15 protein-coding genes are annotated in these 14,928 nt (G+C 39.9%); 8 read left to right on the top strand and 7 right to left on the bottom strand.

Features of this window, described 5'->3' with window-relative positions; translation table 11 throughout:
- Positions 1-274: 274 nt before the first annotated feature.
- The 3 genes from ACTB00_RS17125 to ACTB00_RS17115 all read left to right on the top strand — a co-directional run bounded on the left by ACTB00_RS17125 (position 275) and on the right by ACTB00_RS17115 (position 3,752).
- The gene (locus ACTB00_RS17125; RefSeq protein WP_463301132.1) at positions 275-847 is read left to right on the top strand and encodes a hypothetical protein; all 573 of its coding nucleotides are present in this window, start codon (positions 275-277) and stop codon (positions 845-847) included.
- Between the two features lie 108 nt (positions 848-955).
- Positions 956-1,468 (top strand): ferritin, encoded by a 513-nt coding sequence (locus ACTB00_RS17120; RefSeq protein WP_463301131.1) that lies wholly within the window; start codon positions 956-958, stop codon positions 1,466-1,468.
- Between the two features lie 97 nt (positions 1,469-1,565).
- Complete coding sequence (locus tag ACTB00_RS17115; protein WP_463301130.1) at positions 1,566-3,752, top strand: RelA/SpoT family protein; 2,187 nt, start codon at positions 1,566-1,568, stop codon at positions 3,750-3,752.
- 151 nt (positions 3,753-3,903) lie between these two features.
- Here ACTB00_RS17115 and ACTB00_RS17110 read toward each other — a convergent pair whose 3' ends face one another.
- Positions 3,904-4,929, bottom strand: a complete 1,026-nt coding sequence (locus ACTB00_RS17110; protein WP_463301129.1) for a LacI family DNA-binding transcriptional regulator — start codon at positions 4,927-4,929, stop codon at positions 3,904-3,906.
- Positions 4,930-5,300: 371 nt separating this feature from the next.
- On the opposite strand from ACTB00_RS17110, the gene kduI reads away from it, so the two are divergent.
- The 4 genes from kduI to ACTB00_RS17090 all read left to right on the top strand — a co-directional run bounded on the left by kduI (position 5,301) and on the right by ACTB00_RS17090 (position 9,785).
- Positions 5,301-6,143 carry a 5-dehydro-4-deoxy-D-glucuronate isomerase gene (gene kduI / locus ACTB00_RS17105; RefSeq protein WP_463301128.1) on the top strand — a complete coding sequence of 281 codons (843 nt, stop codon included), beginning with the start codon at positions 5,301-5,303 and terminating at the stop codon, positions 6,141-6,143.
- A gap of 22 nt (positions 6,144-6,165) precedes the next feature.
- The gene (locus ACTB00_RS17100) at positions 6,166-6,960 is read left to right on the top strand and encodes a gluconate 5-dehydrogenase (RefSeq protein WP_159518200.1); all 795 of its coding nucleotides are present in this window, start codon (positions 6,166-6,168) and stop codon (positions 6,958-6,960) included.
- Between the two features lie 96 nt (positions 6,961-7,056).
- The gene (locus ACTB00_RS17095) at positions 7,057-8,331 is read left to right on the top strand and encodes a DUF4861 domain-containing protein (RefSeq protein ID WP_463301127.1); all 1,275 of its coding nucleotides are present in this window, start codon (positions 7,057-7,059) and stop codon (positions 8,329-8,331) included.
- A gap of 167 nt (positions 8,332-8,498) precedes the next feature.
- Positions 8,499-9,785, top strand: coding sequence for a nucleoside recognition domain-containing protein (locus ACTB00_RS17090; protein WP_463301126.1), 1,287 nt, complete (start codon positions 8,499-8,501; stop codon positions 9,783-9,785).
- On the opposite strand, the gene ACTB00_RS17085 is transcribed toward ACTB00_RS17090, so the two are convergent.
- Together ACTB00_RS17085 and kdsA are read right to left on the bottom strand one after the other, a co-directional pair.
- Positions 9,782-10,192 carry a Dabb family protein gene (locus ACTB00_RS17085; RefSeq protein ID WP_463301125.1) on the bottom strand — a complete coding sequence of 137 codons (411 nt, stop codon included), beginning with the start codon at positions 10,190-10,192 and terminating at the stop codon, positions 9,782-9,784. The two genes, ACTB00_RS17090 and ACTB00_RS17085, sit on opposite strands and share 4 nt — an antisense overlap.
- A gap of 23 nt (positions 10,193-10,215) precedes the next feature.
- Positions 10,216-11,022 carry a 3-deoxy-8-phosphooctulonate synthase gene (gene kdsA / locus ACTB00_RS17080; RefSeq protein ID WP_463301124.1) on the bottom strand — a complete coding sequence of 269 codons (807 nt, stop codon included), beginning with the start codon at positions 11,020-11,022 and terminating at the stop codon, positions 10,216-10,218.
- A gap of 278 nt (positions 11,023-11,300) precedes the next feature.
- On the opposite strand from kdsA, the gene ACTB00_RS17075 reads away from it, so the two are divergent.
- The gene (locus ACTB00_RS17075) at positions 11,301-12,518 is read left to right on the top strand and encodes a S8 family peptidase (protein WP_463301123.1); all 1,218 of its coding nucleotides are present in this window, start codon (positions 11,301-11,303) and stop codon (positions 12,516-12,518) included.
- Between the two features lie 72 nt (positions 12,519-12,590).
- On the opposite strand, the gene ACTB00_RS17070 is transcribed toward ACTB00_RS17075, so the two are convergent.
- The 4 genes from ACTB00_RS17070 to moaC form a co-directional block, all read right to left on the bottom strand.
- Entirely contained in the window at positions 12,591-12,773 is a 183-nt protein-coding gene (locus ACTB00_RS17070) for a hypothetical protein (RefSeq protein WP_463301122.1), read from the bottom strand.
- 16 nt (positions 12,774-12,789) lie between these two features.
- Positions 12,790-13,302, bottom strand: a complete 513-nt coding sequence (locus ACTB00_RS17065; protein WP_463301121.1) for a LysM peptidoglycan-binding domain-containing protein — start codon at positions 13,300-13,302, stop codon at positions 12,790-12,792.
- Positions 13,303-13,415: 113 nt separating this feature from the next.
- Positions 13,416-14,360 carry a molybdenum cofactor synthesis domain-containing protein gene (locus tag ACTB00_RS17060; RefSeq protein ID WP_463301120.1) on the bottom strand — a complete coding sequence of 315 codons (945 nt, stop codon included), beginning with the start codon at positions 14,358-14,360 and terminating at the stop codon, positions 13,416-13,418.
- 2 nt (positions 14,361-14,362) lie between these two features.
- Complete coding sequence (gene moaC, locus ACTB00_RS17055) at positions 14,363-14,818, bottom strand: cyclic pyranopterin monophosphate synthase MoaC (RefSeq protein ID WP_463301119.1); 456 nt, start codon at positions 14,816-14,818, stop codon at positions 14,363-14,365.
- Positions 14,819-14,928 lie beyond the last annotated feature (110 nt).

Below are 14,928 nucleotides of genomic sequence, written 5' to 3'. Positions count from 1 at the left end.
CGATTAACAAAGGCTTAAAATGAGGACCTTCTATTCTCCAAAATCGAGGTTAAACCGCAGTTTCTTGTGATTCTGATTTCTTATTGGAAGCGCTAAAAATTAGCAACGAGTGCGACATGCAATATAAACTCAGCCAGAATAAACGCTTGCTAGTGGAGTTGAGTTTAATTAAAATGGCTCAACTCACCTTAAAAAAAAAATAGCTGACGAATCGGATCCGTTTGAGCTGGAACCAATATTTGCCGAGCAAAAGTCCAATGACTCAGCACAACCAGTGTCAAAAACTTCGCCAGATAAAAAAAGCACAACTCAAAATTCGGTTAAAGAGCCCGAAGCACCGATTCGCACCCAGGTAAAACGTGTTATTAAAAAGAGGGGGAGTGGTTATACTCCATCAATTAGAGATGCCATGTCCGGTAAGCTGGGCGATAAAGACGAAGAAGATGCTCAGGAAAAACTGAAGTATTATGCCGGGGAACAATTAACAGAGGCTTTTACGCAAGAACAGTTTGAAGCAAAGTGGAAAGAGTATTTAACACGTCTGGATGATCGTCCGAATCTGAAGGCCACACTTTCGAGAATACCTAAAGTTATTGATCAGCACAAACTCGATTTAAAAATTGATAACTCAGTTCAACTGGAAGAGATTAATAAAATAAAGCCGGATCTGGTTTCCTGGTTACGCAAAGAACTTCGGAATACGAGTATTGAATTGATAACCGATATTGTTGCTCAGGAAGTTGAATACAAACCCTACTCTGAAACAGAGAAGCTCAATGAAATGATGAAGAGAAATCCGAATCTGGCTCTTTTGAAACAGCGGTTTAACCTCGATTTTGGAGAATAGAAGGTCCTCATTTTAAGCCTTTGTTAATCGGGATATAAATTCACCAAAGATGGTTTGTTAACAGTATTTTTTTAGTATTTTTGAGTGAAACGTAAAAACAAAATCAACATGCTTAAAGAAGAAGTTTTAAAAGCGCTCAATAATCAGATCAATGCGGAAATGCATTCTGCATACTTGTACCTATCAATGTCAGCTTATTTCGAAGATAAAGGCTTGTCAGGTTTTGCAAACTGGATGAAGGTTCAATACCAAGAGGAATTGGCACACTCGTTGAAATTTTTCGATTTTGTGAACGAACGCAATGGTCGGGTTATTCTTGAGCCAATTGAAGGAGTTCCTGCTGATTTTGAAGGGACAATTGATGTTTTTGAAAAAACATTAGCTCATGAACAGAAAGTGACGGGAATGATCGACCAGTTAATGGACGTTGCCGTAAAAGCAAGCGATCATGCAACTCAAAGCTTTTTAAAGTGGTTTGTTGATGAGCAGGTAGAAGAAGAAGCAACGGTCAACGAGCTGTTGGATAATTTAAAATTGATCGACGGACAAGGCAACGGTGTCTTCATGCTCAATCGTGAATTACAGGGACGTAAATTTGTGGATACCACGCAGGCAGAATAGAACGAATACAAAATATTTTTTTGAAAAGGCTGCCGGAATGGTGGCCTTTTTTTTGATCTAGTTTAACTTGACGGTTAAATATTTAAACCCCCGAATCATGAACAAACAAATTGAAAGTGCCTGGCAGAAGCTTAAAGCGGTTTGCGAATCATCGCCTTCAGTTGACGATATCTCTGAAATTGAACGAGCATTTCAATATGCCTATAACTCGCTTGGCGACAATGTTTGGCCAACAGGCGAAGTCATTGTTGCGCATTCCATTGGAGTCGCGCAGGTTGTTGCCGAAGAAGTTGGTCTGGGTGCCAGCTCGATTGTGGCCGGATTGCTGCACAATGTAACTTACGAGGAAATTAGCAATCGCCCAACCGTGCATGATATTGAAACGGAGTTCGGATCGGTAGTGGCCAGTATTTTAGGTGGAATGGCAAAAATTAATGCTCTGGGAACAGATACGGTAGATTTGCACTCTGAAAACTATCGCAAGCTTTTACTGACCATGGCCGGTGACGTTCGTGTTATCTTGGTTAAGATTTCCGACCGCATGCAAGTGATGCGTAATTTGGATATTTATCCGGAAGCGGTTCGTCAAAAAATATCGTTGGAGACAGCACATCTTTACGCTCCGCTGGCGCATCGGTTGGGTTTGTATTACATCAATTCGGAGATGCTGGATTTATGCCTGAAATACAGCAACCCAGATAGCTACCATTACGTGTCTAAGCGTTTGGAAGAAAGTAGCGAAGAACGGAAAAACTTTGTGGCCGAATTTGTAAAGCCTATTGAGGAAAAATTGAAAGCACGTGGGTTTCAGTTTGACATGAAAGCTCGAACAAAAGCGATCAATTCCATTTGGAAGAAGATGCAAAACAGCAAGGTTAGCTTCGACGAGGTGTATGATTTGTTTGCGATTCGAGTAATTCTGGATTCGAAGCCCGAATTGGAAAAATCGGATTGCTGGCAGGTTTATTCCATTGTCACCGATGAGTATCAATCCAACCCGGAACGGATGCGCGATTGGATTACGTTGCCAAAATCAAATGGTTACGAAAGTTTACATGCTACGGTTTTAGGCCCTCATAAAAAGTGGGTTGAAATTCAGATCCGAACAAAACGTATGGATGAGATTGCGGAGAAGGGCTTGGCGGCTCACTGGAAATACAAAGGTGGAACTGCCAGCGCTGAAATGGAAAACTGGCTGGCCAACGTACGCGATATTTTAGAAAATCCAGAGTTGAATGTGGTTGATTTTATCGACGATTTTAATACCAATATTTATTCGGATGAAATTTTTGTTTTTACCCCTAAGGGAGATTTAAAACGACTGCCAGCCGGTGCAACTCTGCTCGATTTTGCTTATGAGATTCACTCTGAAGTTGGAGACCACTGCGTTGGAGGAATGCTGAATGGCAAGAAGGTTACCTTGAGATATAAAGTGAAGAACGGCGATCAGATTTCAATTGATACTTCAGTAAAACAAAAACCGAAGCTGGATTGGTTGGATTTTGTAAAAACCACCCGTGCAAAAACACGCATCAAATCCAGTGTCAATGAGGAGCGGAAAATTGAAGCGGAGAACGGAAAGGAAATTTTATTACGCAAATTAAAAAATTGGAAGATAGATTATAACGATGAGTTAATCCGGATGCTTCTGAAACATTACAATCTGAAATTAGCGCAAGATTTGTATTTTAATATTTCGATAGGAAAGATTGATCCTTTAGCCATTAAGGAATTGGTAGTAGAAAAGGAAGCAGAACCAACCGTAAAACAGAAGATTGAGGATGTTTTAGCCGCCGATGATTTGAAGGAATTGAGTTTTTCAGGGAGTGACGATTACCTGGTGATTGATAACAATTTGAAAAATGTAAATCATAAGTTAGCTCCTTGTTGTAACCCGATTTTTGGAGATCAGATTTTTGGATTTGTAACCATTAAAGAGGGTATAAAAATTCATCGTCGTTCTTGTCCAAATGCAAAACAATTGATTGAACGATATCCTTATCGGGTGATCCCTGCAAAGTGGCGCGATTCGGAAAAGCGTTCCTCATTTCAAGCTACTATTCGTGTTTCAGGAACCGATGATGCCGGTATTGTTACACAAATCTCACATGTCATTTCAAAAGATGTAAGCGTTCAGATGCGTTCCATTAATATTGATGCGGAAAATGGTGAATTTGAAGGAACTTTGCGGGTCTTTGTAAACAACCTGGAGCACTTGGATTTTTTATTGAAAAAACTGCAAAATATTAAAGGTGTAATCAATGTGTCAAGAGCTGACACATAAAACATACACTTTGGCTGTAAGAGAAAATCGAAAGCAATTGAGAGCAGTCGGGTAGAGGTGTTCTCAATTGCTTTTATTTATCTAATAATTCTTCGGGGCTCTTCCTCGGAGTTTTATATTCTCTTTTCTGAAAATCAATGTTTAAAACAAATTATTTTTTCATCGATGATTCCCTGACGATCAGCTCTGTTGGCATGGTAATCGTTTGATAACTTCTCGGAGTTTGTTTATTTTCAATCTCATTAAGAATCAACTGAGCTGCTTTTTGTCCCATTTCGTATGCCGGCTGCTTCAGGGTTGAAATAGATGGGGTAACAACTTCGGAAAAGGGCTCATTACTAAAACCTACGATACCAAAGTCTTCGGGAACTCGAATACCAACCGATTTTAAATAAACAATCATACTCAAGGCCGACGTATCATTTCCACAAAAAACGGCATCAGGTGGATTTTTTAACGCAAGTAGTTTCTTGATGGCTTCCTGTCCGTCTATACGTGTTAGTCTATTAAAAATAATTAGTTCATCCTCTGCCGGAAGGCTATTTTTCTTCAGTGCGTCTTTGTAACCTTCCATACGTTCGTGGTAGGTATTTAACACTGTTGGTCCGGCAAGGTGAGCAATTCTTTTATATCCCTGGTCAATTAAGTGCTGCGTTGCCTTAAAACCACAAGCAAAATCATCGACAACAATTTTGTTGGTTTCAAGTTGAGGCGCAATCCGGTCGAAGAATACCAACGGAATATTTTTGTTGGTAAACAATTGAAAATGGTCAAATTCGTTGGTTTGCATACTCAGCGAGGTAATCAAACCATCAACCCGGTTGGAAAATAGGGAATGGATAATTTGCTTTTCCTTTTCTAACTGGTCTTTCGACTGAGAAATAATAACGTTATATCCGGCGTCAAAAGCGACATCTTCTACGCCACTAATAAAGGTCGAGAAAAAATGACGGTTAATAAGTGGAACCACAATCCCAATGGTGTTGGTGCGCTGATTACGTAAGTTTGATGCGATGGTATTTGGCTGATATCCGAGCTTAAGTGCAAGCGACTTGATCTTGGCTTTTGTTGCCTTACTGATGCGCGGATTATCATTTAAAGCCCTTGATACAGTGGATGCGGAGATGTTAAGTTCCTTCGCAATGTCATGAATTGTGATTGAGGTTTTCTTGTCCATCTTTTATTTTAAAAGCCGGAAATCATCTGGCCTTTTTAGTTAAGTTTTTACCTGAATGCAAATATGATAATTATTTTTCAATTAGAATAAAAAATTAATGCAATCGATTGCATTTGTTGTTTCTTTGTAATAAATTTGTGGTGTTTTTGCGAATGAAAACGAATGTTTGATTTTCATTTTCGCAGTGTTCTAAACATTCTGCAATTATTATTGGTTGACAAGATATAGGAATGAATGTAAAATATGCACGGATGTGTGGCTTCGACTAAAAATAGAACATAGGAATTGAAAACTCTAAGATTAGTTGGGCCTTATAAATGTTGTATAACTGAATACAGAAGAAAGCGAAACCATATAAAATTAATAAGATTATGGCAATAAATTTTGAAGAAAGGTATGCATATCATCCAGAGGATTTTAAATCGTATGATACCGAAAAGATAAGAAAAGAATTTCTGGTAGAGAAAGTAATGGAAGACGATGCTATTAATTTGGTGTATTCACATATCGAGCGTTACATCGTTGGAGGAGCTGTTCCTGTAACCAAAGAGCTGACTTTGGGAACTGTAGATGCTCTTAAAGCAAATTACTTTTGCGAACGTCGTGAAGTGGGTATTATCAATGTCGGTGGAACCGGAAGCGTTGTTGTTGATGGTACTGAATATGTGATGGATTTCAAGGAGGCTTTATACATTGGGAAAGGTGCAAAAGAAGTCGCTTTTAAATCGGCTGATGGTAAAAAACCTGCGCGTTTTTACTTTAACTCGGCTCCTGCTCACAAGGAATTTCCAACAAAACATGTAACCTTGAAAGACGCCAATGTCTTACAACTTGGATCGTTGAAAACTTCAAATGAGCGTGAGATCAACCAGTTGTTGATTAATAAAGTTGTTGACACTTGCCAATTGCAAATGGGAATGACCGAACTGAAGCCGGGAAGTGTTTGGAATACCATGCCAGCGCATACGCACAGTCGTAGAAATGAGGTGTATTTCTATTTTAATGTTCCGGAAGATCAGGCTGTATGTCACTTTATGGGACAACCACAGGAGACTCGCCACTTGTGGATGAAAAATGAGCAGGCTGTAATTTCTCCAAGTTGGTCAATCCACTCGGCTGCGGGAACAAGCAACTACATTTTTATTTGGGGAATGGCTGGCGAAAACCTCGATTATACCGATATGGACGTTATTCAACCAACCCAATTGAAATAAGATAATCAACAAAAGAAATAAAATGAACGAATTATTTGATTTATCAGGAAAAGTAGCCTTGGTTACCGGAGGAACTCACGGTATTGGAATGGCTATTGGTAAAGTTTTGGGTAAAGCCGGAGCTAAAATTTGTGTAAACGACCTTTCAGACGAGAAGCTTGCTGCTTGTAAGGAAGAATATAAAAAAGACGGTATCGACGTTTTTACTGTAAAATTCAATGTTACCAGCGAAGAAGAAGTTGATTACGGAATTGGTGAAATTGAAAAAAATGTTGGTGATGTAGATATTTTGGTAAACAATGCCGGAATCATTAAGCGTATTCCAATTCTGGACATGCCTGTTGCTGATTTTAAACAAGTAATTGATGTTGATTTGGTAGCTCCTTTGATCGTCGCAAAACGTGTTGCGCCTAAAATGATTGAAAAGCGCAGTGGAAAAATCATTAACATGTGTTCGATGATGAGCGTATACGGACGTAACTCAGTATCTGCTTATGCTTCGGCAAAAGGTGGTTTGAAACTGCTAACTGCAAATATGTGCTGCGAGTGGGCAAAATACAACATTCAAATTAATGGTATTGGTCCGGGTTATATTGCGACTTCGCAAACTGCAGAGATTCGCGAAGGCGGTCATCCATTCAATGATTTGGTGATGACACGTACTCCTGCCGGACGTTGGGGAGAACCTGAAGATGTCGGTAATGCGGCCATGTTCTTGTCGTCAAAAGCAGCCGACTTTGTAAACGGACACGTCCTTTATGTTGATGGCGGAATTTTAGCCAACTTCGGTTACGTAAAAGGCGAAAACGATTTATAATAATATATTAAAAGAGATTTTACTGTTCTCCACGAGGACAGTAAAATCTCTTTATTTTTCTGTCCCTTTTCAATATTTTAAAGAAAAATCTTCGACATGAGAAGACTGGTATATGTTTCATTCGTGCTGGCAGCAGGATTATTTTCCTGTTCTACACCTGAAAGTCAGATGGCGTTGAAAAATCTGATGGATGTTAATCGTCCTGATGAAACTATTGTTATCCAGCGAGATAAACTAGAGCAAAAACTGGGCGCTATTGAAGCAGGACTTGCGCCTGTGTTGAAAAAGGATGGTGTGGCAGTCCATTCGCAAGTTGACGATACGGATGGAGATGGCGAATGGGATGAATTAGTAATTAACCTGGATTTTGCTGCTTCAGAGGAAATTACGTTAACCGCGGAAATGGTATCTGTTGGCGATTTTCCTGAGTTTGAAAAACGTACCAATGTACGTTTGGGAATTGTTCAGGATGACCACAGTTACAAAGAATTTGATTTTTATGAAGCACCTAGTTGCAAAGATAGTTTTCAGATTATTGCGCAAGGCGAAAGTGTGAATTGGGAAAATGATAAAATGGGTTTTCGTAATTACTTCGATTGTCGTAATGTAAAAGACTTATTCGGAAAGCTAAAACCCGGTTTAATTATTGATAAAATCCATACTCCGGAAATGGGCAACTATCACGAATTAGCCGATTGGGGAATGGATGTGTTGCACTGTGGAAATAGTCTTGGTGCCGGTGGTTTGGCAATGCTGGAGAACGATTCGCTATTTCGTCTCGGATCAACAGATGTTTACGAGTATCAAAAAATTGCTGAAGGGCCGGTTCGTTCAGTATTCGATTTAAAATATAAAGGATGGGATGTGAATGGCGAGAAACTGGAGGCCGTAGAACGAATCTCGATTTACCCGGGGAAATACTGGTTTCAGTCTGATGTAACTGTTAAGGGCTTCACCGGTACAAAGCAGTTGGCTACCGGTATTGTAACCAGTAAACTTACCAATGAACCTTATGCCTTTGATGCTGGCGATCATTTTTCGGCAATTGCCACGCTCGATGTGCAATCGTTAAATAATGACGAGCTGGGAATGGCGGTCATGGTTCCGAAAGACGAACTATCGAAAGTTGACAGGACTACAGATATAAATTATTTCGAGAAGGGATATCAAACTGTGCCAAATAAAAATTTTAGCATAGTAATTTCCGAAACTTACTATGTGGCGCAGAAAATTGAAAATAACAAACCCGCACGACATTACTTTTTTGCAGTTTGGGGACTAGAAAATCCAAAATGGAAAGAAATTGAAAACTTTAGAGCTTACATGAATCATGAAGCTGAAAAATTAAATAGCCCTATAGTAGTTATTTAAAAACGGGATAGTTTATTATTTTAGGTAAAGGGGAGTCGTGTATGCGACTCCTTTTTTTATAGCAGTAAAAGCGGATTCTACTATTCTCATTCATTTTTTGTAGATTCGGTTTTTAGTTTTGATAAAAGAAGATGTGTGCTACCTGGACTTTTAATTAGCTTACTGGTATGGTGTTAAATTATATATGGATCGGATTCTTTTTGGTTGCTTTTGTAGTTGCCGTTATTCGAGTGCTTGGCTATTTATTTCGTGACTTTTTTGCCGATGCTTTGGGCATCATTTTTACAGAGGTTGATCTCCATGTTTTTAAAGATATGGTCGATGCTTCCTTTTCGATGGCAACGGCCAGTGTCGATCTTATTATTGCTTTAATTGGTGTGATGGTTTTATGGCTAGGAATAATGAAAGTAGGGGAAGATGGTGGTGCCGTGAATATTATTGCGCGTATTTTTGGTCCTTTCTTCAATAAGCTTTTCCCTGAACTTCCCAGAAATCATAAATCAATTGGAGCCATGATGATGAACCTGTCGGCCAATATGCTGGGATTGGATAATGCCGCAACGCCTTTGGGGCTTAAAGCCATGGACGATTTGCAAGAGCTTAATGTTGAAAAAGATAAAGCATCCAATGCACAAATTATGTTTTTGGTTTTGAACACCTCGGGTTTGACGGTTATTCCGGTGAGTATTCTGGCTTACCGTGTTGCTGCTGAGTCGCAGATGGTGTCCGTTATTTTTCTCCCCATTTTATTGGCAACCTATTTTTCAACGCTCGCAGGTTTAATATCGGTTTCCATTTATCAGCGAATCAACCTTTTTAACAAAGTGGTTATCGCATATATTGGTACAGCAACAGCATGTATTGCCGGATTATTGTGGTGGTTTTCTACCTTGAATCAGGATCAAATAACGAAAGTCTCATCTTTTGGCGGCAACCTGATCATCTTCCTCATAATTATTTCTTTTCTGTTTTTGGCTTTCAGGAAAAAGATTGATGTATACAACTCCTTTATTACCGGAGCAAAAGATGGGTTTAATGTCGCTATTAAAATCATTCCCTACCTCGTAGCCATGCTCGTAGCCATTGGCGTATTTCGGGCATCTGGAGCCATGGATTTGGTTATAGGTGGCATAAAAGGACTTGTTTCGTTAGTTGGATTCAATACCGATTTTGTAGATGCGCTGCCCGTTGCTTTTATGAAACCCTTGAGTGGGAGTGGAGCAAGAGGAGCCATGCTTGAAATTTATAATAATCCCAATTTTGGTCCCGACTCATTTGCCGGTTTATTATCGTCAGTATTTCAGGGATCAACAGAGACAACCTTTTATACGCTGGCTGTTTACTTTGGTGCAGTAGGAATTACAAGAACCCGCTATGCCGTGGTATGTGGACTGATTGCTGACCTTACAGGAATTATAGCAGCCATTTTAATAGCGTACTTGTTTTTCCATTAGAGTGCATCATAAACAATTACTTTCTCCCAAAGATCGCCGTAGTTTTCGATAAACTTTAAATGGGTGGGATGAACCTGGTAGTTATCCTGATCAGCTTTATTGTTGAATACCGCCATGTACGAGTAGGTAAACGAATCATCAACAACGTCACGGTTTGATTCTACCGCTCTTCCAATATGATAAAGCTTAATTTCCGGTATGGTGACCAGTAATTTAAGGCCTTCTTCAAAACGTCGGCACGCTTCGTTACTTTCAGGTTTCTTTAGCCAAAAGTATACATGATGGATATAACTGTTCTGAAGGACGATTTTCATTTCGCCGGCACTGGCTTTTTTAGGCAGAAATGGTAAACTAATAAATCCTAATCCGGCAGCAGAACGTTTAAGAAAATTTCTTCTATTTTTCATGGTATTGGGATTTTGAATACTAATTATAATCTATCTGTAATTTGTTTTAATAGAACCAGTTTTTTTAGCAACGATTCCAATAGGTCCAAACGAAGCATATTGGCACCATCTGATTTTGCAACAGAAGGATCAGGGTGGGTTTCAATAAAGATACCATCGGCACCTACTGCAATGCCCGCTTTGGCGATAGTTTCGATTAGCTCTGGTTTTCCTCCGGTTACTCCTGAAGTTTGATTGGGTTGTTGCAGGGAGTGAGTGATATCTAGAATCACTGGACAGTTATTGGTTTTCATTACCGGTATTCCGCGGTAATCAACCACTAGATCCTGATAGCCAAATGTTGTTCCACGTTCGGTTAGCATTACCTTTTCATTGCCCGAATCACGTACTTTGTCAACGGCGAATTTCATTGATTCAGCGGATAGGAACTGGCCTTTTTTAATATTTACAACTTTGTTGGTTTCGGCAGCTGCAATCAGCAGGTCGGTTTGCCGGCATAAAAAGGCAGGAATCTGAAGTACATCAACGTATTGAGCGGCGATTGTAGCTTCTGCAGCTGAATGGACATCGGTTACCGTTGGAATATTGAATTTCTCACCAACTGCTTTTAAAATGCTCAGCGCTTTTTCGTCCCCAATTCCGGTAAATGAATCAATGCGCGAACGGTTCGCTTTCCGGTACGAGCCTTTAAACACAAATGGAATCTCAAGGCGATTGCAGATATCTACAATCTCTTCAGCAATTTCAAAGGCCATTTCTTTGCTTTCAATTACGCATGGTCCAGCTAGCAACAGAAAGTTCTTACCTGTATGTTTTAGTTTTGGAATCATTTCAAAAATTTTATTGCGAATATACGAATTGCATAGTATGAAGGGAAATTAGTTTTTAGAATCCTGTTGCTTTTAGCTCTGGAGCAGTAAAATCTGACAAATTATTGTTGAAAACAATTGTATGCGATCATTAACAACTTCAAACAAATACCGATTCCTTCGTAGAAATTGATATTCAGTTGACAATAGAGGGGATGTGTATAATAAAGAAATAATTGTCTTTTAATCTTTTAAATATTAACTTGCTAAAAAAATGTTAAAATCATAAAAGCGCGACTATGAAAAAAATTACTTTGGGAAAACCTTTAGCCATCGGGGTAATGGCTTTGATGTTCTCTTGTCAATCGCCAGTTGTTGAGGAAAGCGATTATGTTGATGATGTGGCGTTGAAAAGTGCAGCAGAAGGAAAGATCTCATACATTGTTCAGTTGAATGACGCTGATTTGTTGAGTGAGTTGAAAACGGTAAAGGGCTACGAGATGCGAAAAGGTGCTGTAAAAGGAAATGCTTTAGGCTTATTAAAGCGAAATCAGATTTCTGACAGCGATGTAGGTTTTGTTTATTCCAATTCAATTGTGGGGTTCTCGGTTAAGATTGCCCCGGGGCAAGCCAAAAAGTTATTGTCCGATAAATCAGTCAAATCAATCCATAAAGATAAAGTGGTTGCTCTAGCACCACCACCGGGGAAAGGACCAAATAAAGGTGGTGATGGTGGTGGCGGAAGTACTACTCAGGAAACCCCTTGGGGAATTACTCGGGTTGGAGGGCCCGTATCAGTAACAGGAAAAACAGCCTGGATTATCGACTCCGGAATTGATTTGGATCATCCGGACTTGAACGTAGCAAAAGGCATCGGTTTTTCTGCCTTTACAAAAGGAAAAGATACCGGCTTTGACGATGGTAACGGACATGGAACTCATGTGTCAGGAACAATTGCTGCCATAGATAACAATATTGGTGTTGTTGGAGTGGCTGCCGGTGCAACAGTTATCCCGGTGAAAGTACTTAACTCAAGAGGGAGTGGTAGTTATTCGGGCGTAATAGCCGGAATCGATTTTGTTGCTGCTAACGGACATTCAGGTGATGTTGCCAATATGAGTTTAGGAGGTTCCGCGTCAGATGCTTTGGATGACGCAGTTGAAGCAGCAGCGGCATCCAGTGGTGTTATTTTTGTTCTTGCTGCTGGTAATGAATCCGATGATGCCAATAATCATTCGCCGGCACGTGCAAATGGAACCCATGTGATTACCGTTTCAGCCATGGATAAAAATGACAATTTTGCTTCTTTTTCAAACTACGGAAATCCTCCGATTGATTTTTGCGCTCCGGGAGTTGGTATCAAGTCATCAGTTAAAGACGGAGGTTATGCTACCTGGAACGGAACGTCAATGGCTGCTCCACATGTTGCAGGATTGGTATTGCTAGGGAATATTGGAACAGATGGTACTGTCAATGGTGATCCGGACGGGAGTCCTGACCTGATTGCTCATCACTAAAAAATATACTCATACCAATGAAAAGCCTGAGATTATTACAGTCTCAGGCTTTTTTACTTGAAAGTGCATTGTTTAATCAGCCTTTAACTGCTCTTTCAATTTTATTATTTCTTTTTGCGCTTTAATCAATTCATTATCTTTTTGTTCCACTTGGTTTTGAAAGTCAATCAATTTTTGTTTCAGTGCTCTAATTTCTGCAAGATGAGAAATTGTTGCTTTTTTTATCGCTTGTAAGGTGTCGTTATTGTTTGCCATGATTCGGGGGTTTAAGTTAAAAAGGAATAACCAATTGCTGTCCGTCGAGAATATGATTGGGATTGTCTAACGAGTTTGCTTCGACAATTTTGGGATATTCATAACCATTTCCATAAACAGCCGACGCAATACTAAACAAGTTCTCACCCCACTGAACAGTGTAGTTTATTTCTTCGCATTTTACTTCAGCTTCAGCCTTCTTTAAAGCTTCCAGCTCTTGTTGCAAGCTTTTGTTTTCCTGATTCGTTTGCTGGATACTGGCTTGCGCCGTTTGAAGTTGTTGGTTTAGTTCTGCGTATTCAGTTTCTGAGGCAGAATCAGCATTTGTCGTATATAAATACAGCGCACTAATAAATGCAATTGCCATAAATACGGTGAGTAGAATCCATAAAGATTTTTGTCTTTTTTGAGTGACAAAGGCTTTTTCAGCTTGATCGATCTGATGAAGCGATTTTAGATCTGAGTCGCATTGAGGACAAATTTGAGTGCCTTCACTTAGCCCTTTGGTTTGGCAAATCGGACAGTCCATAATTTATTTCTTTAAAGGTTAGAAATAAAAGTTACGAAATACTGCACTAATTAGCAAGGGGTTATCAGGCAGGTGTGATTGTTGCAGATATCGGGTAGTTGTGTTGTTTGGCTTTAATGGCTATCAATTCCGTAAATCATGTAAAGAGAATGCTCTAACGTTGGCAAAATTTCGGTACAATATTCAGTAACGGCTTTTACACTGCCCGGAAACGAATAAATCAAGGTTTGGTTTTTCACGCCGGCAACTCCACGACTTAGCAGAGCAGCAGGCTTTTTCATGCCATATTTTACGCGGATGAGTTCCATAATGCCGGGGATTTCTTTGTCTAAAAATGGTTTGACAACTTCCGGTGTAATATCTCTTGGACCGATTCCTGTTCCGCCTGTGGTAAAAATAACATCTACTTGTTGCTCAACGCCATTTTGAAGCTCGGCTAAAAGTTGGCTTTCGTCATCGGGAATAAGAGCGTGCTGAAATTCGACTGGACGGTTGATTTTGTCCAGATATGTTTGAGTGAGATTTTTAATTTGAGGGCCGCTTTTATCCTGGTATTCACCACGACTGGCGCGGTCGCTCAAGGTGATGATTTTTATTTTAATCACTCTGGGATGATAGTTTAGTGTTTCTTCCGATTTGAGGATTCCATTTTTAATAACCCGTGCAAAGATTCCTTCTTTGGGCATCACACAATTTCCAACTTCACGAAAGATGGAGCAATTGTCGCCATGACATTTTTTGCCAATCTGTGTCACTTCCAGCTCCAGGTTTTCATTAACAAACTGGTCGAGTGGTTTCGTTCGGTGTAGAAGCAATCCCTCTGTGGTAATGTTTTCAGCAAACTCGCCATGGTTGATTTTTCTGCCGGCTTCGTGCGCGAATTTGTCGATGCTTTCTTTGGCCAACAAGCTCACCTGACGATGCCATTTTCCGGAGTGGGCATCACCAACAACGCCAATGTCGGTAAGCTGAATGCTGTCGACAGGCTTTTTTATCGTGCCTTTTTTTTCTGAAATATTAACTGAAAGTACCTGAATAACTTGGTTGTTCTTTTTCATCGCTACAGATCTGTTTTTGTTTTTTCAATGAGTTTCACATTTTCGATAAGCATTGCTTTGTCCACCGCTTTGCACATGTCGTAAATCGTTAGCAGTGCTATTTGCACTCCTGTTAGCGCTTCCATTTCTACTCCAGTTTGTCCAATGCAGCGGCTGGTACATTTAGCATAAACGCCATTCTCCCGAATGTTGAGTTCAACTTCAACTTTGGTGAGCTGAAGTTGATGGCAAAGAGGAATTAATTCGCTGGTTCGCTTGGCAGCCTGAATTCCGGCAATTTCTGCAACGGTCAACACATCGCCTTTGCGGATCTGATTTTCGCGAATAAGTTTCACCGTTTTTTTGTTAAGACGGATAAATCCTTCGGCAACGGCGGTGCGTGTTTGTGGGTTTTTATTTCCAACATCTACCATGTTCGCCCGTCCACTTTCATCAATATGTGTTAGTTTTTTGCTCATCGTTTTTTAGTTTCGAGTTCAACGTTTCAAGGTTGACATTTCAAATTGTCCTCTTATTGTGCGTTTGTCCTCTTGTGTGTTCTTATATTGTTTTATCTCTATTTCTCCGC

This window comes from Sunxiuqinia sp., assembly GCF_055140945.1.
This window is presented reverse-complemented; position numbering and strand designations above follow the sequence as displayed.

What these genes read in the sequence shown, in the direction of transcription:
- ACTB00_RS17120 (WP_463301131.1), top strand. Translation starts at nt 956, where the DNA reads ATGCTTAAAGAAGAAGTTTTAAAAGCGCTCAATAATCAGATCAATGCG.
- ACTB00_RS17115 (WP_463301130.1), top strand. Translation starts at nt 1,566, where the DNA reads ATGAACAAACAAATTGAAAGTGCCTGGCAGAAGCTTAAAGCGGTTTGC.
- ACTB00_RS17110 (WP_463301129.1), bottom strand. Translation starts at nt 4,929, where the DNA reads ATGGACAAGAAAACCTCAATCACAATTCATGACATTGCGAAGGAACTT.
- kduI (WP_463301128.1), top strand. Translation starts at nt 5,301, where the DNA reads ATGGCAATAAATTTTGAAGAAAGGTATGCATATCATCCAGAGGATTTT.
- ACTB00_RS17100 (WP_159518200.1), top strand. Translation starts at nt 6,166, where the DNA reads ATGAACGAATTATTTGATTTATCAGGAAAAGTAGCCTTGGTTACCGGA.
- ACTB00_RS17095 (WP_463301127.1), top strand. Translation starts at nt 7,057, where the DNA reads ATGAGAAGACTGGTATATGTTTCATTCGTGCTGGCAGCAGGATTATTT.
- ACTB00_RS17090 (WP_463301126.1), top strand. Translation starts at nt 8,499, where the DNA reads ATGGTGTTAAATTATATATGGATCGGATTCTTTTTGGTTGCTTTTGTA.
- ACTB00_RS17085 (WP_463301125.1), bottom strand. Translation starts at nt 10,192, where the DNA reads ATGAAAAATAGAAGAAATTTTCTTAAACGTTCTGCTGCCGGATTAGGA.
- kdsA (WP_463301124.1), bottom strand. Translation starts at nt 11,022, where the DNA reads ATGATTCCAAAACTAAAACATACAGGTAAGAACTTTCTGTTGCTAGCT.
- ACTB00_RS17075 (WP_463301123.1), top strand. Translation starts at nt 11,301, where the DNA reads ATGAAAAAAATTACTTTGGGAAAACCTTTAGCCATCGGGGTAATGGCT.
- ACTB00_RS17070 (WP_463301122.1), bottom strand. Translation starts at nt 12,773, where the DNA reads ATGGCAAACAATAACGACACCTTACAAGCGATAAAAAAAGCAACAATT.
- ACTB00_RS17065 (WP_463301121.1), bottom strand. Translation starts at nt 13,302, where the DNA reads ATGGACTGTCCGATTTGCCAAACCAAAGGGCTAAGTGAAGGCACTCAA.
- ACTB00_RS17060 (WP_463301120.1), bottom strand. Translation starts at nt 14,360, where the DNA reads ATGAAAAAGAACAACCAAGTTATTCAGGTACTTTCAGTTAATATTTCA.
- moaC (WP_463301119.1), bottom strand. Translation starts at nt 14,818, where the DNA reads ATGAGCAAAAAACTAACACATATTGATGAAAGTGGACGGGCGAACATG.